The following is a 24,700-nucleotide window of genomic DNA, read 5'->3' on the forward strand; positions in this document are numbered from 1 at the left end:
GCAAGCGTTTTTCCAATAACCGGATAGCTGGTAACTTTGATTCAGAGACCGGTAACACATCAATGTCATTTTAATTTCTGCAATGCCGATAATGTCAATGCCGGATATTGCAATAAGTGAATGTTGAATTTTGTTGAACAAGTCGCATATCCCCTTAAGTGAACGAGATTAGAACGTGCAGGATGGGCCTGAGGTTGGTTTGATTGCCACCTTCGATTCCTGCCCGGAGTTACCGCAGCCGATCAGGGCCCAACAGAAACCAGCGCTACATGAATACCTAAAAAAAGCTGATCAGGGAACAAAAAGCCGATCGGAGACAACAGCAGAGAACGGCATGAACAATGGTATTAACCAGGAATCACAGTGGCAAATCAAACCAACCGAAAGGCCCATCCGGCGAAGGGAAGAACCGAGTGAACACCCTGAACATGCAAAATCAACAATTCAAATCTCAATCAAACAACCTTAACCTCGGAAAATATGCAGATTTCCGTTCGTCAGCAAATCAGTACCATTCATCCCAAATTAACTTCCTGGCTGTAACCAAAATCCCGCAACTCCGTCCTATCAGCATTAACATCCCATTAAAACTTTACCGATTATCAACAAAATCAGCCTTCCACCACTAAGCCATGTACCTTGTTTAACATAGTACCTAATTTAGTTGTGTAATCAGTTTAGCATAGTATCAAACAACACACATGAAACAATTAACCAATCTCACGCTTATTATTTTTGCAGCCATAAGCTTCAATATTTTTGCAACCATAAGCGTCCACGCACAGGCTTTGAAAGGAGCAGTTTCCGGACGCATTATCAATGCGGCGAATAAAAATTCGGGAATCCCCAATGCAACCATTGCTCTTATGTCCGCAAAAGATTCCAACGAGGTAGGTGTTACGGGTGCGGATACTACTGGAGCTTTTAATTTCCTTAATATAAAAGAAGGCCGATACTTCGTCCGCGTATCTGCGGTAGGATTTTCAGTTCACAAATCAACGCCGTTTGATATTAATTCCAACTCACCAAAAAAAGACCTGGGAAATGTTTCCCTTATCGCAAGTTCTAACGACTTAACAGCTGTAGAAGTGGTTGCAAAAAAACAATTCATTGAACAGAAAATCGATCGTATGGTAGTTAATGTAGATGCAGCAGTATCAAATGCCGGGGCTACCGCACTCGAAGTTCTTGAAAAAGCGCCCGGAGTTACTGTTGACAAAGACGGAAACATCAGCCTTAAAGGTAAACAGGGAGTTCAGATCTATCTTGATGGAAGACCATCATATCTGAGTGGTGCTGAGCTTGTAAACCTTTTGAAAAATATGAATGCAAACCAGTTGGATCAACTGGAGATCATGACTAATCCGCCTGCAAAATATGATGCAGCAGGTAATTCCGGTATCATCAACATCAAAACAAAAAAGAATAAACAAAAAGGTTTTAACGGAAGCGTTAACGCGGGTTACTCACAAGGTGCATACTGGCGCACTAACGAAAGTCTGAATTTAAATTATCGGAACGGTAAGTTTAATGCTTTCATGAATTATGGTTTTAGCAGAAACAACAGCTTCCAGGAGTTAACCATCAATCGTATTTATAAAAATGATGATAAAGAGGTTACAGCAGTTTTTGACCAGGTCGCAAATATGAAACGCAGTAATACAAATCATAACCTGAAAGTGGGAGTGGATTATTTTATAGACAAGAAATCAACCATAGGTATAGTTACTTCAGGATTTCTTAGCCCGGAAGATAATTCCAATAATAATACTTCATATCTGAAGGATGCCAACAGTGTTGTTGATTCAATTGTTTACTCTGAGGGCACACAAAAAAATACCTGGAAGAATGGCGCGGTAAACCTCAACTTCAGGCATCAATATGATTCAACCGGCAAAGAACTGACAGCTGACCTGGATTACTCAACCTATGCTTCACAAAGCAGGCAGACATTTATGAATGCAAATTTTGATCCTTTCTGGGATAAGAAAGGACAGACTGATCTGATCAGCAATCTACCAGTTGATATCAATATTTATTCAGCCAAGGTTGATTATACGCTTCCTCTCGGGAAAGGACTGAAACTTGAAACCGGGGTGAAAAGCAGCTTTGTAAATACAGACAACAGTGCAAACTATTTTAACGTGGTTTCGGGTGTGCCTTCTGTTGATTATGATAAAACCAACCGCTTTAGTTATGAAGAAAATATCAATGCTGCTTATATCAACGTAAGCAAACAATATAAGAAACTTGGAGTGCAGGCCGGGCTTCGTTTTGAAAATACAAATATCAAGGGACACCAGTTTGGCAATGAAGCGAAACCTGCACTGGACTCAGCTTTTGAAAGAACTTATAACAACATTTTTCCAACAATGTTTTTGAGCTATAAGCTTAACAAAACCAACCAGCTTGGACTTTCTGTTGGTAGAAGGATTGACCGCCCAAGATACCAGGATCTGAATCCATTCCTGTTTTTTATTGATAATTATACATATGAGTCTGGCAATCCGTTCCTGCAGCCCCAGTATACAAATAACGTGGAGCTAAGCCACACATTTAAAAGTATCCTGACTACAACCCTGAACTATAGTAAGACTACTAATTATTTTGCTGAGACATTTGAACAGGTTGATTTTGCTACTATCGTGCGACGCGGTAATATCGGTGAAAGAGATAATGTTGGTTTAAGTGTGAGTGCCCAGGTACCGGTCTTTAAATGGTGGACAGCCATCTTATACGGCAATTACAATTACAACAGGTACCAGGGAATGCTTTATGGTGAAAACCTCGATGTAGATGCTTCGATGTTCTTGTTTAATGTAAACAACCAGTTCAATTTCAAGAAAGGCTGGAGTGCTGAATTGAGTGGGTTCTACAGGTCAAAAGGACTTGATGGACAGATTAGCATAGGAGGGCTGGGGCAGGCTTCAGCAGGTGTTTCAAAACAAGTGTTGAAAGGAAAGGGCAGTGTTCGGTTAAACATCCGCGATATATTCTACACAAACAAGGTTAAAGGCTTTATCGATATCCAGGGTACCGAGGCAAGATTTCAAAACCGGCGCGATACAAGGGTAGCTGGTATATCATTTAACTACCGTTTTGGTAAACCGATCAAAGGACCACAGAATAACCGCAAAAAAGGTGGTGCCGGCGAAGAACAAAGCCGTGTTAAGGGAAGCGAACAATAGTGTCCATTTTTTTCTTCACCTTTTTTTAACAGAGGCTGGTGTAACGTTTGAAGTACATAAAGAGTCATATATACAAGAAGTCAGTCATGAAAAAGATCATCCTCATATCAATTATACTCAGTTACCTTGTTGGATGCGGTGTGTCTTATATGTAACTTTAAAATATCGCCGAAAGGCTAAAAATTTTCTCATAAGCAGTTAGTTTTGGTTAACGGGCCCCATTTCCATGGGGCCCTCATTTTTTATTTCCTTAATGGTGTTTTAATTCCTTCATAGTTTTGGTGTTTAGTTTCATGGTTTTTGTGTTTAGTTGCAAAATTGATTTTCTACATTTGCCAAAACTTATTCTATGCCATCTTTTGATATCGTTAGCAAAGTTGATGCACAGGCGCTTGATAATGCGGTGAACGTGGTACATAAGGAAGTAACCAACCGCTTTGATTTTAAAGACTCCCCGGTAGTAATTGATCTGGATAAAAAAGATTTCAAGCTGAAGATTGAAGCGGGTGATGATATGAAAATGCGACAGTTGCTGGATGTGCTGATCAGCCGTGCCCATAAACAAGGAATTGAACCTGAAGCTTTCGATTTTTCAAAGGAAACATACCAGAGCGGGAAAGTGGTTAAAAAAGAAGTAACCGTTCGAAATGGCCTTAAGCAGGAAGATGCCAAAAAAGTTGTGAAGACAATCAAGGACTCGGGCATGAAGGTGCAGGCCCAGATCATGGACGACCTGGTTAGGGTTACCGGCAAGAAGCTGGATGATCTCCAGGCAGTGATTCAACTGGTCAAAACAGCTGATCTTGGCTTCCCGATGCAGTATATCAATATGCGCAGTTAATATGCATGTCGGGTTTATCTGCGCAGTTAGTTTGCGTAGTTTTAAATATTCTTTGAACATTCTTTCCAAAAGATTACCTTTGCAAGTCTAAATTTTTAACCAATACGGCAAAATCCGTATTGCCTTTAAATCAAAGAGTTATGAAAAAAGGAATCCACCCCGATAAATATCGGTTTGTTATTTTCAAGGACATGAGTAATGGTATCAGTTTTCTGAGCCGCTCTGCCGCAGCCAGTAAAGAAACTGCTAAATGGGAAGATGGGAATGATTATCCGCTGATAAAGCTGGAAATTTCAAACACTTCGCATCCGTTTTTCACCGGTCAAAAAGTACTGGTTGATACTGCGGGTCGTATCGATAAATTCAAAAAACGCTACGCACTTAAAAAGTAATTGCCCCGGGCAATTTTCTTTCAACTTATTATCCTCTTCCTATTGGGAGAGGATTTTTTGTGTTTATCGGCCCGCCCTGCTTTTGATAGATCTTTTGCACAGATAGAAGTTTCAATCCATATTGACGACTTTTTATATTTGAGGGCCTTCCCGGTTTCGGAAGCGTGTTATGATGTTTCATGCAACATGTGACCGTTGTGAGTTAATATTTTTATTTTTAGCCCATGGCACCCATCATCCTGGACGATCATCCTTTTTCAATTTCGTTGTTTCCATTTGCTGAAATCCGGTCCGTTGCCGATATCCGCGTGGGTATACTTACTATCCGCCAGAAATGGGAGCTGGCCACTGGTCAGAAAATTCAAACCAGCGCAGAGGCCGGGATATCCCAGTTATCGCCCGCCGAAAACCTGGTTCCTGCCAACCTTGTTCCTTCATATGAATGGATCGATGCATACCAGGCAGGCAGTGCAAACCTGGAATCTATTACCGATCCCGGGCTGGTAAACATATTGAATTTCTCCTGGGATATATTTCGTTTAAATGACTGGGCAATTCGCCAGGATTTTAAAGCGATCACAAATGGCCGGGAATCTGCTGAAATTCCTTCTACGGTCCAGGTATTGAATCCTGGAAACATCTTTATTGAACCGGGTGCCAGGCTAAACTTCTGCACATTGAATGCATCAACAGGGCCAATCTATATAGGGAAAAATGCGGAGATCATGGAAGGTTCCATGATCCGTGGGCCATTTGCGATTTGTGATAACTCGGTGGTAAAAATGGGCACAAGGGTTTACGGTGCAACCACTGTTGGACCAAACAGTGTAGTGGGTGGAGAACTCAAAAACGTGGTCATTTTTGGAAATTCCAATAAGGGCCATGATGGATACCTCGGTGATTCTGTAGTCGGCGAATGGTGCAATCTTGGGGCCGGAACTTCCAATTCAAATCTGAAAAACAATGCCGGTGAAGTAAAGGTGTGGAATATGGCAGATCAGAACTGGATCGCTGCAGGGAACAAATGCGGACTGCTGATGGGAGATTATTCCAGGTCTGCTATCAATACTTCTTTTAATACGGGATCCATAATCGGTATCTGTGCAAACATATTCGGACCGGGCCTGGTTCCGAAATTTGTAAGCTCATTCAGCTGGGGCGCCCACTCAACCGCCAAATACAGCTTCGACAAAGCCATCGAACATATATCAAACTGGAAGAAATTAAAAAAACAAGTTCTGTCAAAGGACGAAATACAAAGACTGAAACATATTTTTGAAGCTTTATCAGATGCTTAGCACCGAAAGCGGTGCATAGCAAAATATTAATCCCGGAAATTTTTATCAGCTTTTACTACATGCGTTTCACAAACGCGTAACACACAAATAAATATACTATGAGAAAACAGATCGCTGCAGCTAACTGGAAAATGAACAGTACCTATCAGGACGGGGAGAAGTTACTCGCTGATATACTGGAAGATAAAATAACGCTGGGTCCTGGCCAACTTACCATTTTTGCAGTTCCATATCCCTACCTGATCATGGCCAACAGCCGTGTCGCCAACGAAAAAAATTATTTTATTGCCGCCCAGAACTGCTATCATAAAAAATCAGGCGCATATACCGGTGAAGTCTCAACCGGGATGCTTCAATCAATTGGAATAAAATATTGTATTGTCGGTCACAGCGAAAGGCGCGAATATTTTAAAGAAACCAACCAGGAACTGGCTGAGAAAATTAGCCTTTGCCTGGAATCAGGCATTACCCCGATTTTCTGTTGTGGCGAGCCTTTGGCTATTCGTGAATCGGGTACCCAAAACAGTTATGTTGAAACGCAGCTAAGTGAATCGCTTTTTCATTTATCGGACGATGATCTGCAGAAAATTGTGATTGCTTACGAACCGATCTGGGCTATAGGCACAGGTAAAACGGCAAGTGCTGACCAGGCACAGGAAATGCACGCTTACCTGCGTTCATCTCTTGAAAAAAGGTATGGACGGGCAGCTGCAGCTAACATCTCCATACTCTATGGAGGAAGCGTGAAAGGCAACAACGCAAAAGAAATATTTTCAAAGGAAGATGTTGATGGCGGTTTAGTTGGCGGTGCATCCTTAAATGCTGAAGAGTTTATCCAGATCATTAAGGCACTCAAATAGACAATCGCGGCAGATCAGCAACTAATCAATTGAAATAGAATAGGTATTAATCAATTGACTTGGATCACCCATTAATCAATCGAGGTAGATTAGCCGTTAATGAATCGAAGTAAACTAGCCATTAATCAATTGAGGCAGATTGGTCAATTACAGAGCAGATATTAAGTATCGCAATATTGAAACAACTCTTATACCGGGGAATATTCTGGCGGGGATTAAATTATCTCACTGTTTTTCTGGTAAGCATTGCAATCGCCAGGCTGTTCAAGGCCGGTGAAAGCGGTGTTATCAATTACCTGATCAATAATCTTGCGTTACTTATTCTGATCTCCAGCCTTAGCCTGGAGTCAGCAACTGGTTATTATTCGGCAAAAGAAGAAATTGCACAGCCCGCCATCATCGGCATAACCTTGTTAATGACCCTGGCCTCAGTAATGGTCAATACAATATTAATCGGCCTGCTGTTTCCCTTAACCAATTTGCTTTGGCTAAGTGCTGCACTTTATTGTTGTGGGATTGTGCTGATGAATTATTTTACAGCGCTGTTTTATTCCCATTATGATTTTCGTTTTCCGAATGCAGTGGTGATAATCTTTAATTGTGCGATTATCCTGCTCATTCTCTTTTTTCCCAGCTTGCTGCTAAGAAATGAAGGAGAAGTATTTTTGAATTTATACTTCGGATCATTCCTTCTTACCGGTTTGATCCTGGCCTGTTTTTATATTGCCTCTCATGGTAAACAAGTCAGAACTCCTTCTGCAACGGAACTAAAGAAATTGTTCCGTTATGCATTCCTGGCGATGATCACAAACGTAATTTTTTTCCTGGTTTACCGGGTCGATTACTGGTTCGTAAACAGGAACTGCACCGACCTTGAACTCGGAAACTATATACAGGTTTCAAAACTCGGCCAGATATTTATGTTGCTTCCTGCAATCATTGCCGGCATGGTTTTCACCCGCACAGCGAAACAAAATTCGCATGACCATTTCCGTGAGCTACAGCTTCTGTCAAGACTTTTATTCACCGGGTATGTAATAATCCTCTTGATACCTTGTATTTTTGGTTACTGGTTATTCCCGGTAATTTATGGTGAAACATTCCGGCTCATGTACCTGCCATTCCTTCTCCTGATTCCCGGTATTTTGTCACTGGCAACCTTATCGCTGATTACTGCCCTGAATGCCGGGGAAGGAAAGATGAGGGTGAATTTTCAGGGAGGGTTGATTGCATTAGTGGTGATTATTGCCGGTAATCTTATATTTAGCAGGCAATATGGAATCTTAGCCGCCGCCGCGGTCAGCAGTGCAGGCTATATTTGCTACCAGGTTTATATAATGTGGAAGCTTAGTATTGATCATAAGGAACTGGCTATACTGGATTTTTTTATACCACGCTACGATGATTTCGCTATCGTTAAAAAGTTATTTTTTAATAGTGGAAAGAACTAACGGGTAAGATCAATGAAACATGTATTACATCTTGCCAGTTGGTATCCCAACCGCAAAGGGCCACAGGAGGGCGATTTTATCCAGCGCCAGTTGCAGGCGCTGGCCGCTTATACCCCTGTGCATGTAATTGCTGTAATTAAAGATGATAAATTAAAGCCCGGCAGCACCAGCATTGGAAAAAATGATGATGGAAATCTTTACGAAACTGTCGCTTATTACAATGGATACAAAACAGGAATAAAAAAGCTGGATACATTGCTGTCTTTGCTTGCCTATCAGAAAACTTTTCAAAAACTAATTGCGCAACATATTATCACTCATGGGAAACCTGAATTGATCCATGTTCATATTGCCTTCCGCGCAGGGTTAATTGCACTTTGGTCTGCCAGGAAATACAAGACACCCTATATTGTGAGTGAACACTGGTCCGGCTATAAAAAAGAAGATAAGTCAGGCTTTTATTTTCAACCACCCGCAATTAAATTGTTTATCAAAAAGATACTTAACAGGGCCCGGGCAATTGTGCCTGTATCTGCATCGTTGGCAGAAGACATAAAAAAAATAACGACCAATACCAATTTTGCCGTTGTACATAATGTTGTTGATGAATCACTGTTTTCACCCCCGACCCCGGCAGATAAACAATCAAACCCGGCCCCGGCCAATAAACAATCAAAAAAGTTCCGGTTCCTCCATGTGTCGACTATGGGTCCTGAAAAACAACCAGAGATGTTATTCAGGGCTTTTGATACCGTGAGTAAAAATGGAGAAGCCGAATTATTTTGTCTTGGAACAGTACCGGATGGATTAGCAGAATGGGTAAGCAAAAATATCAGGCAATCCACGGATATCGTTTTTCTGGGTAATTTGCCCTATGGTGAAGTTGCCGGGCAAATGCGGAAGGCTGACTGCCTCGTAATTACCAGCTTGTATGAAACCTTCAGTTGCGTTGCCGCGGAAGCGCTGTTAAGCGGGCTCCCGGTAATTGCTACTCCCGTGGGGGTGATTCCTGACCTCGTTACTCCTGAGAACGGCCTGATTGTAAAAAATGAAGATGAACTCATTTCGGCCATGAGACAAATGCAGGCAAACCGGACAGCATTCAGGCCCGATCTTATCGCCGCCGCTCAAAAAGGCAAGTTTAGCTATCAAAACGTTGGAGCTAAGCTGGTTGAACTTTACAATAATCTTTAAGGTAATAGCTTCATAAACTCTCCCGAATCCCGTTAAAATAAATTAGTTTTGCAGCCAATTTTAAAGATGAGCCAAGGAATGAAGAACATCCGTAATTTCTGTATTATAGCCCATATTGACCATGGCAAAAGTACCCTCGCCGACAGATTGCTTCAAAGCACAGGCACCATCAGTGATCGTGATATGAAGGAACAGGTATTAGACGACATGGATCTTGAAAGGGAAAAAGGAATTACGATTAAAAGTCACGCAATCCAGATCAATTATAAACAGGATGGACAGGAATATATTCTGAATCTTATTGATACTCCCGGCCACGTTGACTTCAGCTATGAAGTGAGTCGTGCACTGGCTGCCTGTGAAGGCGCCTTGCTACTGGTTGATGCCACCCAGGGTATACAGGCTCAAACTATATCCAATCTTTACCTTGCCCTTGAAAATGACCTTGAAATCATCCCGGTAATCAATAAAATTGACATGGATGGTGCAATGATCGATGAAGTTCGTGACCAGATCATTGAGTTGATAGGCTGTGAACCTGAGGACATTTTGCTGGCCAGTGGAAGAACGGGAATAGGAGTAGAGGCAATACTGGAAGCTATCGTTAAAAAGATCCCCGCTCCTGAGGGCAATACTGATGCACCATTGGAGGCGCTGATCTTCGACAGTGTTTTTAATTCCTTTCGGGGTATCATAGTTTATTACCGGATACTCCATGGTGAAATCAGGAAAGGAGATAAGGTAAAATTCGTTTCAACAGAACACGAATATGAAGCTGATGAAGTGGGTATATTAAAACTGACAATGACACCCAAACCTGTAGTTAAAACAGGGGATGTTGGTTATATCATTACTGGTATAAAAAATGCCAAGGAAGTAAAGGTAGGTGATACCATTACGATCGCTAACAATCCTAACCCGCAGATGATCCAGGGTTTCCAGGAAGTAAAGCCAATGGTATTCGCGGGTATTTTCCCGGTTGATACCGAAGATTTTGAAGAACTGCGCGATTGCATGGATAAACTCCAGCTTAACGATGCCTCACTCAGTTATGAATTGGAAACATCACAGGCACTTGGATTTGGTTTCCGTTGCGGATTTCTTGGGATGCTTCATATGGAAATCATCCAGGAAAGATTGGAAAGGGAGTTTAATCAAACCGTAATTACTACTGTTCCCAACGTAAGTTTTATAGCTTATACCACACGTGGCGAAAAGGTGCTGGTCAATAACCCGATCCAGATGCCGGATCCTACACAGCTGGAAAGAATTGAAGAACCATTTATCAAAGCGCAGATTATCACCAAACCTGATTATATCGGGAATATCATGACGCTTTGCCTTGGTAAACGAGGTATACTCATCAATCAAAGTTATCTGACCACTACCCGTGTTGAACTGATCTTTGAAATGCCCCTGACTGAAATTGTGTTTGACTTCTACGACAAGTTAAAAAGTCAAACCCGTGGTTATGCATCATTCGATTATACGCCTATTGGCTATCGTGACAGTGATATCATAAAAATGGATATCCTGCTGAACGGTGATAAAGTTGATGCCTTAAGTGCGCTTATTCACCGTGCAAGAGCAATGGACTTTGGCCGCAGGCTTTGTGAAAAACTGAAAGAGCTTGTTCCGCGCCAACAGTTCCAGATCGCTATCCAGGCAGCAATCGGCGCTAAGGTTGTGGCAAGAGAAACCATATCAGCCATGCGTAAAGACGTAACCGCTAAATGTTATGGAGGTGATATCAGCCGTAAACGCAAGCTGCTCGAGAAACAAAAAGAAGGCAAGAAAAGAATGCGCCAGATAGGTAATGTTGAGGTGCCGCAGGAGGCGTTTCTCGCAGTGTTGAAACTCGATGAATAACTTCAAGAGAATTATGAATTATGAGTTATGAGTTATGAGTAAAGTTATTGAGTTGTGAATTATGAGTTAAGTTATTGAGTTGTGAGTTATAAAAGCGAATTATGATAACAGCCTTGTATATTCCTCATCACTCATAATTCAATCACTCATCACTCACTCATCACTCATCACTCATAACTCTATTGGTCTTTCTTCTTAGGGTCTGTCTTTTTTACTGGTGTTTTTGACTGCGGGTTTGTTCTATCGATGTTTCTTTGCGAAGCTTCTTCCAGTTTCTTTTCGTCTATGTTTCCCTGGGCATCCCTGATTTTTACTTCTGCGGGAGACTGGCCATCTTCGAGTTTGAAATTAAACACCTTATCTACGTGAAGCCATTGGCCATCTTTCCATTTAAAACCTTCATAATCTCCATCCGGAATATAGGTATCTGGTTTACCAGGTTCCTCTGATTCTGAAATCAGGTGATCATATACAATCATATCGAGTTCGGGATCATAGTTAAAAACCGTTTTTGCTTCTTTTTTATACTCGATACTGAACCTGTGCTGTGTTGGTTTCTTAACTGAATCTTCTTTGAAAGAAATTAGCTGGCCGCCAAATACGGGTTCACCATTGTTGTTAAAGGTTAAAACTTCCAGCCATTTTTTATTGCTGCTGATTGCAAAGTCATCAAATCCGAGCAAGGTGTAATATTTTTTGCCCTGGTGTTCTTTAGCGATGATCTTATAATAGATCGCCCCGATCCAGTTATTCCTGTTCCTCACCGAATCCAGCGGCTTTGATGAAAACATTGAATTATCAAACAAAGGAAAAAGTTTCAGCTCACCATCCGGAGTATTCATTTGAATGGCTCCTTTCTGCATATACACATATTCGTCTTTTTTCATCTGCCAGGTAAAAATCCGGAAACTGCTATCGGGGGAATAAAGCCTGGAAATGTTAAGGGAATCAAAAGAGTAAAAAAAGGCGTTTTTTGTTTTGAGAGCCCTTACAAACGTCCTCACGAAATTGCTGTCAGCCCTGAATCTTTCAGCCGGGTTCGGGCTGAAAACCATGTCTCGTGAAAAGAGGGCAAGACTATCTTCCTTTTTGCGGAGCTGTTTCCGGTCAGCTGAACTAACTTTTTGAGCATAGGATGCGCTGAATGAAAAAAGCACAGCACTGATAATCAGCAGTGCCGCAAAATGGAATTGTTTATTTCGGGTAATGATCATAATTACAAAACTAGACTTTCTGGACGGGTGAATATACCCGAACGCGAAAAGAATAGTAAAATTTTATGATAACTGTAAAGCTTTTGCAAAACTGTACAAACTATCAAAAACAAGATCAATAGATGCCTTGTGACCGGCATGATCCGGATGCGTTGTGGTAAGAAATACCGTGTGCATGCCAGCATTTCGTCCAAACTCCATATCGCTGATATTGTTGCCTATCATGACTGACCTGGAGAATTCAATATCGGGGAAATCACGTTTTGCCTCCTCGGCCATACCGGGATTTGGCTTGCGGCAGCGACTTTCATTGTCAAGGGAAATACAGGAATAAACCTTCTGAATATTTCCACCCGCCAGCCTCAGATCTTTCAGCATATGCTGATGAATGATTTCCAGGTCTTTTTCTGTCATCAGGCCACGACCAACCCCACGTTGATTTGTGGCAACAACCAATCTCCCAAATCGTTCAGTGGCAATTTTCAGTGCTTCGGGCACTCCATCATAAAAATTAAATTCGTCGTAGTTATAAATGTAATCCTCGTATTTCTCTTTATTAATCACACCATCACGGTCGAGAAACAGTGTCCAGGATTTATCAATTTCTTTTAGATTCAACATAGAGCTGGTTGTTATTTAAAATCTGTCTGCGCTTGTTCGTAATCAGTTGGAATCCCGATATCAATAAAATACCTGTCCTGCACTATACCAAACATATTTCTTTGTTTGTATAGAGCTTCGAGGTAATCATTCTCAAATGAAAATTTTTCCGGGAGATCTTCATTTAAAAAAGATTCAACATTTAACGCATAGATTCCGCCGCTGATGAGGCCGGTTTCATAAAATTGTTTTTCTTTAAAACTATTAATCTTATTTCCCGTTGAAATTTCAACAACACCATATCTTTCAAAATTCGTCATTGGTTTAAGGACGATGGTACAATCAGCTAAAGCTGATTCGTGAAAGTCGGAAAGTTGTTTAACATCTATCTTAAAAATGGTATCGCCATTTGAAACCAGTACATCTTTATATCTTGCCTTTCCGGCTGCCAAACGTATTGCCCCACCGGTACCTAATAATTCCTTTTCGATTGAAAAATCAACATCGAGCTGGGGATACCTTGATTTCACAAAATCAATGATGATTTCCGATTTATATCCAACGGCAAAGATGAATTCGTTGATGCCCTGTTGTTGGAAATAATCAATTACATGTTCCAGGAAAGGCTTGCCGGCTACAGGCGCCATACATTTGGGAAGATCGGGAACTGCTGACCGAAGTCTTGTTCCAAGGCCCCCGGCAAGAATTATAGCCTGGTTAATCATAGCTAGTGTTAGATTGAATTTGTCATGGGTTTAATGCTTTATTTACTGCGTATAATGCTTTTGTAAATGCCTTTAATCCTTAGTGAAGCAATGACCTGATCATTTTTCAAAATAGCCATTTAATTCAAATTATTATTTGGCGAAATATTGTTCTTCTACGAGTTCACAGATAATATGTCCCAGCAGCATGTGGCTCTCCTGGATCCTTGGGGTATTTTTTGATGGAATATTTAGCAGGTAATCACTGAGTCCAACCATGCCGCCACCTGTTTCACCGGTCATGCCAACCGTAATAATGCCTCTTTCGCGTGCAACTTCAAATGCTTTTATGATGTTTTTTGAATTACCGGATGTTGACAAACCAACCAGGAAATCGCCTTTCATCCCAAGACCTTTGATCAGGCGCGCATATACAACATCGTAACTATAATCGTTTGCAACCGCTGTAAGGTATGAGGTATTGCAATGGAGTGCTTCTGCAGGTAGTGCCTCGCGATCAATATAAAATCTACCGGAAAATTCGGCCGCGAGATGCTGTGCATCGGCGGCACTTCCACCATTGCCTGCAAAATATATCCTGTTGCCATTTTGCAGGGCGGTTACCATTTTGGTAACGATCTCTTCAACACGTTGCAATAGGGCTTCGTTTTCAAGCACCATTGATTTTACGGAGATGGATTCAGCTATTATTTTTTTTATCTTGTTATTCATAGTACATTTTCATTTATAAGCTAAATTTTATGCGAAAGGATTTCGTTAACGGGAAATTCAGTTTTAAATTAACATCAAAGCCGCTTGTTATTAATAGAAGCCGCTTAATTATTAATATTAGAACTGTCCGATCAGATCTACATAATTCGTTTGTACACATTTCAAAACCTTGACTTCATGTCGAAGCTGATTGTAAGGCTTCATAAAGTAATTCTCTCAGTAATTCTCAAAAATTATTCCTGCAATCCGCCAACTGCCATAATTGCATCGGTAAGTTTGTTCCAGGAGTATTTTTCTTTTTCGACGCGAAGATGAGGAATAAAATAACTTTCGCCTAATTCGAAAAAACGCAGGATGGATCTTGCAATTGATCCCGGTTCCGGTTCACAAACAAGGCCCACTTTTTCATGAGGTACTAAGGTTGGCAGGCTTCCTACATTGGTGACGATCATGGGCTTTTCGAAATGATAAGCCAGCGGTGTTACCCCGCTTTGGGTCGCATTGCGATATGGCTGAATCACCACATCTGCTGCCCCCAGGTAATATTTGACTTCGCTGTCTGCGATAAAATTTGTTTTGAGAATAAGCTGATCAGCGATACCGAGGTTTTTTATCTGTTCCTGATAAGGTGCCTCGTTTTCATAAAACTCACCGGCGACCAGGAACCGAATATTGGAAGACTGTGGATATTTTTCTTTTAAAACTTTGATGGCTTCAAATAAAAGGTCGAGGCCTTTGTACTTGCGGATAAAACCAAAAAACAACACGACTGGCTGATCCTGCGGAAGATTCAGTTTTGATCTTGATTCTGATTTGGGAACCGGTTCACCAAAATTATCATAAAGCGGGTGCAGCACTTGTTTGGCAGGCTTGGTTGGTTCAAAGGTTCTGAGATCGTTCATTACCTTTTCGCTCATCGTAACAAATGCATCACAGCTTTTAAGAAAGTACCGGGTTAGCGGGATATCGCCAGGGCGTTTTTCATGCGGGATCACGTTGTCTGTGATCGCAACGATCCTGGTATGTTTGTTTTTCTTCACCCTTCTTAAAATAGTACCAAGGGCGGCACCCATAAATGGCAACCAATAACGTACAACAATAAGATCCGGTTTTCTTTTTCGCAGTTCTTCTCCCACGGAGATCCAATTAAGCGGATTGATTGAATTTATCCTGGTATGTATCTCCAGGCCTTCAGGGGGAGGATCGGAAGAAAATTGGGTTGTACCCGGAAACAGGAATGAAGGGTATTGCAGCGAGAAAGAATATATAACACAGGTATTACCCTGATCATTAAACGCTTTTGCGAGCCTTTGATCAAAGCTTGCTAAACCACCACGTAGAGGGTAGGCAGGGCCTATCAAAACAACATTCACCGGCATTAGTCGATACCTGCTTTTCTTTCAATCAGATAAGTATTCCTGGTTGGTGCGTTCCTTGCTATCAGTTCACCCAGGAAGCCAGCAAGAAATAGCTGCGATCCTATGACCATGGCTGTAAGTGAAATATAAAAAGGCGGACGGTTACTTACATATTTTGCCGGATCCATGATTTTGCTGATTATCAGGAATATCACGATACCAAGTCCGAGTAGGAAAAACAGTGTACCCATCAAACCAAAAAAATGCATTGGTCTTTTGCTGTATTTACCCACAAACATAATTGAAGCGAGGTCAAGAAATCCGTTGATAAAACGTTCCCAGCCAAACTTTGTTTTTCCGTATTTGCGACGGCGGTGTTCAACTATTTTTTCGCCGATTTTCCGGAATCCGGCCCATTTGGCAAGTACCGGTATGTACCGATGCATTTCGCCATATACTTCTATGCTTTTTACAACTTTCCGGCGGTATGATTTTAGTCCGCAGTTAAAGTCGTGTAGCGGTATTTTTGAACTTTTCCTCGTGGCCCAGTTAAAAAATTTCGAAGGTATATTTTTTGTCAGCGTATTATCATAACGTACCTTTTTCCATCCACTTACCATATCGAATCCATCAACAACAATCATATCCCGCAGGCCGGGGATCTCATCAGGACTATCCTGCAGATCAGCGTCCATAGTGATTACTACTTCGCCTTTTGCAGCTTTAAAGCCTTCGTTCAGGGCTGCTGACTTTCCATAGTTGCGTTGAAATTTGATTGCCTTGATATTGGGATCAACCGCGCGCAATGATTCAATCACCTCCCATGAATTATCTTCACTGCCATCATCGATGAGGATGATCTCGTAAGAATAATTATGTTCATCAACTACTCGTTTTATCCATGCACAAAGTTCGGGCAGGGATTCTTCTTCATCACGTAAAGGAATAACAAGGGAAAGATCCATTGATTAAAATTGATTTTCGAATTCCGGTTTTTTCTTTTTAACGATAGCGGCGATGATCAGGGCAACAATGAACCATCCGATCATGCGGAAGAACACGCCTAATAATATCTTACCCGGGCTAAAATTTTCCGGGTTGTCAAAGTCTGCCATTGCTTTATCTATAGCATCCTGTGATGTTCCCATCTTAACCAGGAATTTCTCCATTTTTATTGCGGCATCCTGCATGATTGCTTCCCTGAAAGGTACATCGATCACGTTAAGCAGGAGATAGCTGAAGAGCGTATCGAGCACTACTGAAATAATGAAAATGATAAAAACTGTTTTGAGGGCTTCTTTGAAGGTAATATATCCGCCCTGCAGGCCGCGTTGTTTGTATGCGCCCATGAACCCAATCACTATGGGAATCACAAAGCCGACATAAGCCAGTGGACTGGTATACCATTCCACGCCCGCTACATAAAGCAGGATGGTATATGCAATAACGGCTACGCCGCAAATGATTCCATAAACAAGCCCGGTGTTGGTTTTTGTTTGCTCCATTTGATTAAGTTTTAGTTTATGTTGGGTTTTAGTTGGTATATGCTGTTTATTTTTATTTAAACAGTTTGCTTCCGGTCGTTGGCTTTAATAACCTGGCTCTTGTTCACAATGCCAATTACTTTTCCTTTCAGATTCATTCCCATAAAGGCTGTGTTCCTTGATTTCGACCTGGTGTTTTTTGCATCTACTGTTACGCTTCCATTCGGATCAAAAATAGTCAAAGATGCTTTTGCATTTGTTGAAACCGAAGCCGCGTTAAGACCAAATATTTTCCGGGCGTTTATACTTAACAGTTCAACGATCCTGGATTCTGCCATTGCCGGAAAAATCGTTTTCAACACATTATAACTTGTTTCGAGCCCGATCATCCCATACTTCGCATATTCAAACTCGAGTATTTTACTGTCATACTCATGGGGCAGGTGATGGGTTGCAATGCAGTCAACCGTTCCATCTTCCACCGCCTGTTTGAGCGACACAATATCGTTTTTTGTTCTTAAAGGTGGATACACCTTAAGATTTGTATCATATTGAACCAGTTCTTCATCGCTGAAAAACAAATGATAGGGCGTTACTGAGCAGGTAACCTGGATACCGGCTGCCTTAGCCCTCCTGATATATTCAAGCGATTTTGGCGAGGTGACCCCTGTAAAATGAATCCGCGATTCAGCATACCTGGCCAGTTTTATATCACGAGCCACGAGTAATTCTTCCGCCATCATCGGTTTACCCGGAAGACCCAGTCTCGTTGAAACAACTCCTTCATGTACCAGTCCGTTTGCGCCAACCGTTTTATCATCTGGAATCTGGATTACAACGCCATCGAAAGCCTTCACATATTGTAATGCCTTTAGCAAAACCCCGGCAGATTGGACCGGGTTAAGTCCATCACTGAACGCAATCGCACCGCTGGATTTCATGTCGATCATCTCCGCCAGTTCTTTTCCTTCGCAGTTTTTTGAGATAGCACCGATCGGGTGAATATAAACCGGCAGTAAAGCTGATTTATGACAAATATATTCGACCTGTGATTTTGCGTCTATCACCGGTTTGGTATTCGGAATAACAAAAACATCTGTGTAACCACCGGCGGCTGCGGCCTGGCTACCCGACTGAAGCGTTTCCTTGTACTCGTAACCGGGATCGGCAAAATTCGCGAATACATCTACCCATCCCGGGGAGATGGAAATATTGTCACCACTGATCAATTCATCGACTTCCGGGTTGAGTTCCGGCTGTATATCCCTGATTGTTCCTGACTCAATAAATATATCCTGTACGGTTCCGTTAGCGGGCGATAAAGGATCAATTACCTGCGCTTGTTTTATGAGGACCTTCATGTAGAAAAAAAAGTTGAGCGAAGATAAGGCATAGCTTGAATATGGCCCTAATACTTTGTAATTGATAGGATTGGGTGAATTTATTGAGTTTCAGGATTTTTTTCAGAAACTGGAATTTTCGGACAGATATATTGTAGGACGATCCGGATAGTAATTTTTCCTGTACATTTGTTGCCCGGTTTTCATTGCCGGGCCAATCAGTATTAGCCACTATTGATTGTGCAAGTTCGGGAAGTGGCGCAGCCCGGTAGCGTACTAGCATGGGGTGCTAGGGGTCGCAAGTTCGAATCTTGTCTTCCCGACTTGAATAGCTATCAAAAGCTATCAAAACCCTGTAAATCTGCTAAGGATTTGCAGGGTTTTTCGTTTTAGTTTGCTCAATTTACTGCAAAAACTATCAAAGCTCTTGTGGGTAATTCCGGAATAGTCTGTAATGTTTTTTCCAGGACCGTGACAGGGACTTCATAGTGAATAACTTTTAGTGATTTATACCACATCAAATATAGACAGCGTAAGTGATCGCTTTTACATAGATGCTTGGCGTAACGGGCGGCGAGTTGCGTGTGGAACAAAGCATCAAGCTATGCCCACCTTCGCCAATACTTTTCCGTTGTGTGCAACCGAGCTCGAGCAGTCGTCCAATTCTAAATTCTACAACAATGATGAATATTAAATTTTTTGCCGGCCTTCTCTTTTTGGCTATAGTTTGTGCAACCATTCCGAAAGCCGATAGGGTTTATAGTACAAGACATTTTAAAATCGCTTACACCGCCTTAGACGACACTAATATCAAAGAGATTGCAGACAGTCTCGAGGCGGGTTACCCGAAAATAACTTCCCAATTGCAGTCGGGTGACTTGCCTATTGTAAACGTCCATTTCTATGAGAATATAACGGCGCTTAAAAAAGTTTTTCCAGATTTTCCAGATTGGGCTGTCGGACAGGCTACCGGCATCTCTCAAATTCATATGATCTCACCGAATAATCCTAAGCAGGACTATCACACAATGATTAGAAACACAAAACACGAATTTGCACATTGTGTTTCTTTGAAAATCAATTCCACAATCGCAAATAATCCACGCTGGCTTTGGGAATCGGTAGCTCTTTATGAGGCGAACTTCCCATGGGACCCGCGTATGCTTTCTTACCTGGTAAGCCAAAATCCACCTTCTATTAAAGAATTAAACGAGTTGGGCGATCCGAGGCTTTATGAAGTAGGTTATTTCATTTCCGAGTTTATTGTAGAATCACATGGTGTACTTACCTTAAAGTCCTTGATTGAGAACAATGGTAATTTGAAAGACACTTTAAACATGGATGATGAAACATTCACAAAACAGTGGTTTGCGTTTGTGAAAAAGAAGTATGGAATTTAAGGATGCGGTATTTTTATAACAAACTCGATTTGATAGAAAAGGCTGCACACAATAACTAAGTTTTCGTTGCGTCCGAAGGACGAACAATGAAAACGATGTTGAACGAAACCTCGGTACCGTTCTTCTAATATGGGGTTATCAATTTTTGGGTGGAGGGTGCAGAGCAGTATATGAGAGACTGCTTTTACAACTGCGGTACGTTGTGTTGGGTAATACGGCTGGCTTTCCTGGTTAGACTTCTGCAGGCACAAAAGGCCCCTTACCGGTAAAAGTTAATTTACAGGTGAATTGTGATTGTCCGGTAAATACTGTTTGGGCGGCCCACGTTTGCCGAATACATCAATTGTAATTAGTGTTCCGGTTTGGCAGCAAGGGCATTTATGCAGCATCGTTTTAACTACCACCGGTGAGGATGGTATGTTGAGTTTGATTTGCAAAGCCTGTAGTTTACCCCGTTTCCAACTGCTGCTGAGTATACCATAGTGCCGGATACGTACAAAGCGGTGTGGTAATATATGCTGGGCAAATCTCCTTGCAAACTCATCGTTTGTAAGGGTCATCGTTTTTGTTTGTCCGCCGGCCCTGTAATCTTTGTAGCTAAAGCACACCTCTTTTGAACTTACGTTTTGAATACGTTGATTACTGATGGCTACCTTATGAGTATAACGTCCCAGGTATTCTATCACCTGCATAGCACTACCAAAAGGACGTTTGGCATATACTACCCAATTTTGACGGTAAAGATTATCAAACAGATTTTGATCCCTGATACCATGTTCTCTCAGGTAGTGAACATATTTTGCCCGGAACACTTTAGTCAATGCTTTAACCGGAAACAAATACTTTTTGCTATGAGCTAACAATTGCCACTGGTCATCATGGTTCACGCCCGCACCAGGCACTATACAATGCAGATGTGGATGCAGGCTCAGGTTCTGACCCCAGGTATGCAACACGGCAATCATACCCATGCGAACTGACTGCTGGGAACCAAACTGGTGCAGCGTGTGCCAGGCACTGCTGAATAGTGCATCATACACCGTTGCCGGGTTCTGCAGAGCCAGGTGGTTTACCTCCTGGGGCAAGGTAAAAACTACATGAAAGTAGGTACAAGGTAACAACTCCGCCTCCCGTCGTTGTATCCACTCCTGCCGTTTATGACCCTGACAGCTGGGACAATGACGATTACGACAACTATTGTAGCTGATAAGTATTACACCACAATCGTTACATACATCAACATGACCACCCAGTGCAGCTGTACGGCATTGCTGCAAGGCACGAAGTGTTTTTTGCTGATGAACAGTAAATCCGCAAGCTGATAAATTGATGTGGTGCAATACATCGACTACCTTCCACGGCGGCTGCATAGTGCAAACACTTTATCCAGGGGGCTATGGGGTAACTTGTCCGGAGGGGTACATACATGCAGATAGACCATCGTGTTTTCTATATTGGCATGACCCTGCAGTTTTTGAACGGTTATAATGTTTATGCCATCTTCTAGTAAATGGGTAGCATAGGTATGGCGCAACATATGTGTATGTACCTCTTTGATAATACCAGCCTGGCGGGCTACGGTTTTGATAACCCACTGTACTCCCCGCTGGCTATAGCGGCTATCAAAATCACCACCACCACGACCATTCGGTTGTCCGTTAAACAGCCATTCGGTTGGGTGCTCAGCAGCAATATATTTTTTGATACCCCGTACAAGATGCTCAGATAAAGGAATATAGCGATCTTTATTACCCTTGCTTTGTACAATGTGTACGAGTTTACGGTGAAAGTCAAGATCCTTCAGCCGCAGGTTGCGAACTTCCATACAACGAAGACCACAACCATACAAAAGACCAATCAGGATTTTATGCTTAAGTAAGCTAGCCGATTGCAGCATCTGCCACAGTTCCTCCCGACTAAGAATGACCGGAAGCTTTTTATCTTTCTGAATGGCCGGCAAATGAAGATGTTCATAAGGCAGTCCTTCGGTCTTAAGCAGGAACCGAAGACCATACACTGTATGTTTGAAATAAGTCTGGGAGGGAGTTTTACTACGCTGCTGAAGTTCGTAGAGATAATCTTTAACCTGTTCGGGATCAAGCTCCGTAGGAAGGCATTGAAAATGCAAAGCTATAGCACCTACATGACGACTATAATTATCGAAGGTTCGCGGACTGCGACCAAGAATGGAGATGTTGCGTTCAAAGCGTTGCAGCAGTTCCGTAAATCCATTAACTTCACGACAGGCACGATTGAGATATTTATTCCATCTCAGTTCTTCCGGCGATTTTTTTTCGTTGTCATAATTTAAAGTTTTGATGTGAACTAAAGTTACGGATAGTGTGGAAGGCTACCGTAGGTTTAGTTCAACATGGTATTGCCGCAAGCGGTACGCAAAGAAGGGCATAATTTAATTACCTTAGTGCCACCTTTTGCAATAGCCCACCGTTAGCTGCTACCTATGGTCACCTTAGTTAATAGAGAAATCGTATGCAGACTTGCAGACTCCCATGTTTGTTTTGCCAGCATTGCAAGAACCTAATTCAGCAGACGCTCTGATTACCCTCTGGGCGCGCTTAGCAAAAGTCTTAGTTGCAGCCCGGATCTTTAAGCTGAACTACGGGTTGTTAAAGGAAGTAAAACTTGTCGCTGTGCAAGAGGTAAAACTTGCGTGCACGGGCTTTAATATAAAGAAATTATTAAGCCCATCCTGTAGTTTAAGGCAACTTCCCCGGAAGCTTTTTAATAAAAAATATGGCTTTTTGCCACAAGCATACCTGATATTGGCTACTTTTAGGCTAAGCTCAAAAAAACTTAACATGCTGAAAAGCTATTTTACTATTGCTCTCAGACATTTAACGGGACATAAATTATTTTCTGCGCTTAATATATTCTGTTTGGCTATTGGTGTTACTTAGGGAATGTAACTACTGGCAATAAGACCAGCACTGACTTGATAACTGGAAACACTTCAAACGAGACAAGTGTTGAAGTCCCAACAAAACGAGGATTTTCACTAGGTGGCCTATTCTCCAGTAGTTCGGATGGTACCACTACTGGCACTGTCGAAGCGGTCGACAAAACACGAAAGTTAAGGCAGCAGCTTCCGCCTCTACTAACGGCACCAGTTCAAATGTACAAATGGGAGTTAGCGTTGAAAATAAAATCGGAAAAACCACAACAACATTTAGTTGGAGTACATTTTTTTCTTTCTAAACTAAAAATTCAATGAAAAGCAAGTTATGTAGTTATGGACTAGTTATGTTATTAGGTTACCTTTTGGGATGTCAATCGGTAAGCCAGAATGTCGACAAAGGTGTGGAGGCGACGAAAGATACTCTAAACACAAGAACCGCCCTCCAACGCACGTCATTTGAAAATATTTTCAGCTTAAGAAGAAACCATATCAAAGATAGAATGGACAGTCTCAGGCTAGACTCACTTTATACGAGTGTCGCTTCTACAACTTTATTTCTAGACAGTACAAGAAAACTTTTAGATAAACTAGACCCCAACGAACTGAACTATGTTAGGGATCATCTGATGGGTCTTATTGGAGATTCGTTATATCAAAAAGTGAATTATACACTTAAGGCATCGGCAGCTTTTGCTGCGAAACCTCAGCAAAAGAACGCGATTGACAGCATATATTCGAATATCTTTAGCCAGCCTGATTCGCGGGCGTGGAAGAACGAATACTTTGGACAAACCAGTGTTTTTGGTGCTTCAATGATTATTCACGGACTCGGGATTGAGATTTATAGAGCTGCCCAAATCAGTCTTGAACAGTAAGCGGTTTGGGAGACGTGGGGCGATATTTTGCGGTTATCTACGAAGGGAAGGAATGGCATATGTAGACATTGGCTTCTAATCTGCAAATGGATGCTGTTCGATCCGCACATTTAAGGGTGAGATGCTAATTAGAAGTTTGATATTTATTAGGGTAAGAGGGGTCTAGAATACCAATTTTTTATTAAAGCGCGTGCTGGCTAATTGTATTCCAAACATCGAATCCTAATAATGATAATATTTTCGTACTTTAAATTCTCAAATTTGTGCTCTTTGTTTAGTGAGTCATTCGGTGAGTCGCAAAAAATTTGTTTTGCAATTAATTGATAATGAAATATTTACAGGGTAAGTTCGAATCTTGTCTTCCGGACTTCGCCCGCCGCGACTTTTGTTGTGGCGGGATTTTTATTTTAGGAGGGTCGCCGCTATGGGCGGCGGGCTTCGTCGGGCGAGGCCCGACTTGCTTCGCCCTCCGAAGCCTTGGCGTAAGAGGGCCTGCCGTAGCTTTAGCGAAGGAGGGTTCATCCCCACGACTTTCCGCGGAAACACTTTGATTGGTATATATCATCCTTCTATTATTACAAAATGTATTATGTATATATTTTGAAAAGTAAGGATGGCAAACATTATACTGGTTGTACTGTAAGCCAACGGGAGTCTGTGCAAAAACTTCGGTTATCTTAAAAATTGGTTCGTGGATATCGCTGATAAACCCATTAGAAGTGATAAACGGCTTCTTTATTTTTTAAAGGGATTATCTTTTACAACTTTATCATTTTATTTATGCTGCGATCCTTATCCGTGATGTTGATTTTTTTATAAGAGAGTTGTCGTCAAGCGATAAGTTGTAGTCGGCAATTAACAATGCACAGTTTTCGGCAATTAAGCGTGCACAATATTTAGGCAGGAAACATGCACAAATTTCTTTGTAAGGACGCATGATGAAGAATAAAAGTACAGGGTTTTAATTATTTTTTGCAAAGATT

The 24,700-nt window shown here is 41.7% G+C and carries 22 protein-coding genes and 1 tRNA gene; 13 read left to right on the plus strand and 10 right to left on the minus strand.

Going from position 1 to position 24,700, the window contains the following annotated elements; genetic code table 11:
* The first annotated feature begins 175 nt into the window (after positions 1 to 175).
* From VK664_RS21020 to lepA, 9 genes are all read left to right on the plus strand, one after another.
* On the plus strand, positions 176 to 469 hold the full coding sequence (locus VK664_RS21020; RefSeq protein ID WP_461400668.1) for a hypothetical protein: 294 nt from the start codon (positions 176 to 178) through the stop codon (positions 467 to 469).
* Positions 470 to 701: 232 nt separating this feature from the next.
* Positions 702 to 3,188: an outer membrane beta-barrel protein gene (locus VK664_RS21025; RefSeq protein ID WP_461400669.1), complete on the plus strand. Its 2,487-nt coding sequence runs from the start codon at positions 702 to 704 to the stop codon at positions 3,186 to 3,188.
* Positions 3,189 to 3,537: 349 nt separating this feature from the next.
* The gene (locus VK664_RS21030) at positions 3,538 to 4,029 is read left to right on the plus strand and encodes a YajQ family cyclic di-GMP-binding protein (RefSeq protein WP_461400670.1); all 492 of its coding nucleotides are present in this window, start codon (positions 3,538 to 3,540) and stop codon (positions 4,027 to 4,029) included.
* 140 nt (positions 4,030 to 4,169) lie between these two features.
* Complete coding sequence (locus tag VK664_RS21035; RefSeq protein WP_461400671.1) at positions 4,170 to 4,421, plus strand: type B 50S ribosomal protein L31; 252 nt, start codon at positions 4,170 to 4,172, stop codon at positions 4,419 to 4,421.
* A 224-nt stretch (positions 4,422 to 4,645) separates the two neighbouring features.
* The gene (locus tag VK664_RS21040; RefSeq protein ID WP_461400672.1) at positions 4,646 to 5,719 is read left to right on the plus strand and encodes a putative sugar nucleotidyl transferase; all 1,074 of its coding nucleotides are present in this window, start codon (positions 4,646 to 4,648) and stop codon (positions 5,717 to 5,719) included.
* A 98-nt stretch (positions 5,720 to 5,817) separates the two neighbouring features.
* Positions 5,818 to 6,579 carry a triose-phosphate isomerase gene (gene tpiA / locus VK664_RS21045; protein ID WP_461400673.1) on the plus strand — a complete coding sequence of 254 codons (762 nt, stop codon included), beginning with the start codon at positions 5,818 to 5,820 and terminating at the stop codon, positions 6,577 to 6,579.
* A gap of 176 nt (positions 6,580 to 6,755) precedes the next feature.
* Entirely contained in the window at positions 6,756 to 8,030 is a 1,275-nt protein-coding gene (locus tag VK664_RS21050) for an MATE family efflux transporter (protein WP_461400674.1), read from the plus strand.
* 12 nt (positions 8,031 to 8,042) lie between these two features.
* A complete protein-coding gene (locus tag VK664_RS21055) occupies positions 8,043 to 9,224 on the plus strand; it encodes a glycosyltransferase (protein WP_461400675.1) in 1,182 nt (393 codons plus the stop codon).
* Positions 9,225 to 9,290: 66 nt separating this feature from the next.
* Positions 9,291 to 11,093 carry a translation elongation factor 4 gene (lepA, locus tag VK664_RS21060; RefSeq protein WP_461400676.1) on the plus strand — a complete coding sequence of 601 codons (1,803 nt, stop codon included), beginning with the start codon at positions 9,291 to 9,293 and terminating at the stop codon, positions 11,091 to 11,093.
* Between the two features lie 179 nt (positions 11,094 to 11,272).
* Here lepA and VK664_RS21065 read toward each other — a convergent pair whose 3' ends face one another.
* From VK664_RS21065 to VK664_RS21100, 8 genes are all read right to left on the minus strand, one after another.
* Positions 11,273 to 12,307 carry a hypothetical protein gene (locus tag VK664_RS21065; RefSeq protein ID WP_461400677.1) on the minus strand — a complete coding sequence of 345 codons (1,035 nt, stop codon included), beginning with the start codon at positions 12,305 to 12,307 and terminating at the stop codon, positions 11,273 to 11,275.
* 63 nt (positions 12,308 to 12,370) lie between these two features.
* Positions 12,371 to 12,928: a D-glycero-alpha-D-manno-heptose-1,7-bisphosphate 7-phosphatase gene (locus VK664_RS21070; RefSeq protein WP_461400678.1), complete on the minus strand. Its 558-nt coding sequence runs from the start codon at positions 12,926 to 12,928 to the stop codon at positions 12,371 to 12,373.
* 11 nt (positions 12,929 to 12,939) lie between these two features.
* Positions 12,940 to 13,632, minus strand: a complete 693-nt coding sequence (locus VK664_RS21075; protein ID WP_461400679.1) for a nucleotidyltransferase family protein — start codon at positions 13,630 to 13,632, stop codon at positions 12,940 to 12,942.
* Between the two features lie 132 nt (positions 13,633 to 13,764).
* A complete protein-coding gene (locus VK664_RS21080; protein ID WP_461400680.1) occupies positions 13,765 to 14,343 on the minus strand; it encodes a D-sedoheptulose-7-phosphate isomerase in 579 nt (192 codons plus the stop codon).
* 233 nt (positions 14,344 to 14,576) lie between these two features.
* The gene (locus VK664_RS21085) at positions 14,577 to 15,722 is read right to left on the minus strand and encodes a glycosyltransferase (RefSeq protein ID WP_461400681.1); all 1,146 of its coding nucleotides are present in this window, start codon (positions 15,720 to 15,722) and stop codon (positions 14,577 to 14,579) included.
* Positions 15,722 to 16,666 (minus strand): glycosyltransferase family 2 protein, encoded by a 945-nt coding sequence (locus tag VK664_RS21090; protein WP_461400682.1) that lies wholly within the window; start codon positions 16,664 to 16,666, stop codon positions 15,722 to 15,724. The genes VK664_RS21085 and VK664_RS21090 overlap by 1 nt, the downstream gene beginning before the upstream one ends.
* Before the next feature lie 3 nt (positions 16,667 to 16,669).
* Positions 16,670 to 17,206 carry a DUF4199 domain-containing protein gene (locus tag VK664_RS21095; RefSeq protein WP_461400683.1) on the minus strand — a complete coding sequence of 179 codons (537 nt, stop codon included), beginning with the start codon at positions 17,204 to 17,206 and terminating at the stop codon, positions 16,670 to 16,672.
* A 56-nt stretch (positions 17,207 to 17,262) separates the two neighbouring features.
* Positions 17,263 to 18,546 (minus strand): dihydroorotase, encoded by a 1,284-nt coding sequence (locus tag VK664_RS21100; protein ID WP_461400684.1) that lies wholly within the window; start codon positions 18,544 to 18,546, stop codon positions 17,263 to 17,265.
* 228 nt (positions 18,547 to 18,774) lie between these two features.
* On the opposite strand from VK664_RS21100, the gene VK664_RS21105 reads away from it, so the two are divergent.
* Positions 18,775 to 18,848, plus strand: a tRNA-Pro gene (locus VK664_RS21105).
* Between the two features lie 357 nt (positions 18,849 to 19,205).
* The gene (locus VK664_RS21110) at positions 19,206 to 19,925 is read left to right on the plus strand and encodes a gluzincin family metallopeptidase (protein WP_461400685.1); all 720 of its coding nucleotides are present in this window, start codon (positions 19,206 to 19,208) and stop codon (positions 19,923 to 19,925) included.
* A gap of 272 nt (positions 19,926 to 20,197) precedes the next feature.
* Here VK664_RS21110 and VK664_RS21115 read toward each other — a convergent pair whose 3' ends face one another.
* Positions 20,198 to 21,295: an IS91 family transposase gene (locus VK664_RS21115; protein WP_461400686.1), complete on the minus strand. Its 1,098-nt coding sequence runs from the start codon at positions 21,293 to 21,295 to the stop codon at positions 20,198 to 20,200.
* Entirely contained in the window at positions 21,274 to 22,053 is a 780-nt protein-coding gene (locus VK664_RS21120) for a tyrosine-type recombinase/integrase (protein WP_461400687.1), read from the minus strand. The genes VK664_RS21115 and VK664_RS21120 overlap by 22 nt, the downstream gene beginning before the upstream one ends.
* Before the next feature lie 370 nt (positions 22,054 to 22,423).
* Here VK664_RS21120 and VK664_RS21125 point away from each other — a divergent pair, with 370 nt between their 5' ends.
* Both VK664_RS21125 and VK664_RS21130 read left to right on the plus strand, forming a co-directional pair.
* Complete coding sequence (locus tag VK664_RS21125) at positions 22,424 to 22,843, plus strand: hypothetical protein (RefSeq protein ID WP_461400688.1); 420 nt, start codon at positions 22,424 to 22,426, stop codon at positions 22,841 to 22,843.
* A gap of 310 nt (positions 22,844 to 23,153) precedes the next feature.
* Complete coding sequence (locus VK664_RS21130; RefSeq protein ID WP_461400689.1) at positions 23,154 to 23,717, plus strand: hypothetical protein; 564 nt, start codon at positions 23,154 to 23,156, stop codon at positions 23,715 to 23,717.
* The last annotated feature ends 983 nt before the right edge of the window (positions 23,718 to 24,700 follow it).

Origin of the sequence: Flavitalea sp., from assembly GCF_035489435.1 — a bacterium.
Lineage (GTDB): Bacteria > Bacteroidota > Bacteroidia > Chitinophagales > Chitinophagaceae > DATHKG01.

Coding starts and splice junctions, on each gene's coding strand:
- VK664_RS21110 (WP_461400685.1), top strand. CDS start 19,206: ATGATGAATATTAAATTTTTTGCCGGCCTTCTCTTTTTGGCTATAGTT.
- VK664_RS21025 (WP_461400669.1), top strand. CDS start 702: ATGAAACAATTAACCAATCTCACGCTTATTATTTTTGCAGCCATAAGC.
- VK664_RS21080 (WP_461400680.1), bottom strand. CDS start 14,343: ATGAATAACAAGATAAAAAAAATAATAGCTGAATCCATCTCCGTAAAA.
- VK664_RS21075 (WP_461400679.1), bottom strand. CDS start 13,632: ATGATTAACCAGGCTATAATTCTTGCCGGGGGCCTTGGAACAAGACTT.
- VK664_RS21115 (WP_461400686.1), bottom strand. CDS start 21,295: ATGCAGCCGCCGTGGAAGGTAGTCGATGTATTGCACCACATCAATTTA.
- VK664_RS21130 (WP_461400689.1), top strand. CDS start 23,154: ATGAAAAGCAAGTTATGTAGTTATGGACTAGTTATGTTATTAGGTTAC.
- VK664_RS21055 (WP_461400675.1), top strand. CDS start 8,043: ATGAAACATGTATTACATCTTGCCAGTTGGTATCCCAACCGCAAAGGG.
- VK664_RS21070 (WP_461400678.1), bottom strand. CDS start 12,928: ATGTTGAATCTAAAAGAAATTGATAAATCCTGGACACTGTTTCTCGAC.
- VK664_RS21090 (WP_461400682.1), bottom strand. CDS start 16,666: ATGGATCTTTCCCTTGTTATTCCTTTACGTGATGAAGAAGAATCCCTG.
- VK664_RS21040 (WP_461400672.1), top strand. CDS start 4,646: ATGGCACCCATCATCCTGGACGATCATCCTTTTTCAATTTCGTTGTTT.
- VK664_RS21035 (WP_461400671.1), top strand. CDS start 4,170: ATGAAAAAAGGAATCCACCCCGATAAATATCGGTTTGTTATTTTCAAG.
- tpiA (WP_461400673.1), top strand. CDS start 5,818: ATGAGAAAACAGATCGCTGCAGCTAACTGGAAAATGAACAGTACCTAT.
- VK664_RS21100 (WP_461400684.1), bottom strand. CDS start 18,546: ATGAAGGTCCTCATAAAACAAGCGCAGGTAATTGATCCTTTATCGCCC.
- VK664_RS21085 (WP_461400681.1), bottom strand. CDS start 15,722: ATGCCGGTGAATGTTGTTTTGATAGGCCCTGCCTACCCTCTACGTGGT.
- lepA (WP_461400676.1), top strand. CDS start 9,291: ATGAGCCAAGGAATGAAGAACATCCGTAATTTCTGTATTATAGCCCAT.
- VK664_RS21065 (WP_461400677.1), bottom strand. CDS start 12,307: ATGATCATTACCCGAAATAAACAATTCCATTTTGCGGCACTGCTGATT.
- VK664_RS21030 (WP_461400670.1), top strand. CDS start 3,538: ATGCCATCTTTTGATATCGTTAGCAAAGTTGATGCACAGGCGCTTGAT.
- VK664_RS21095 (WP_461400683.1), bottom strand. CDS start 17,206: ATGGAGCAAACAAAAACCAACACCGGGCTTGTTTATGGAATCATTTGC.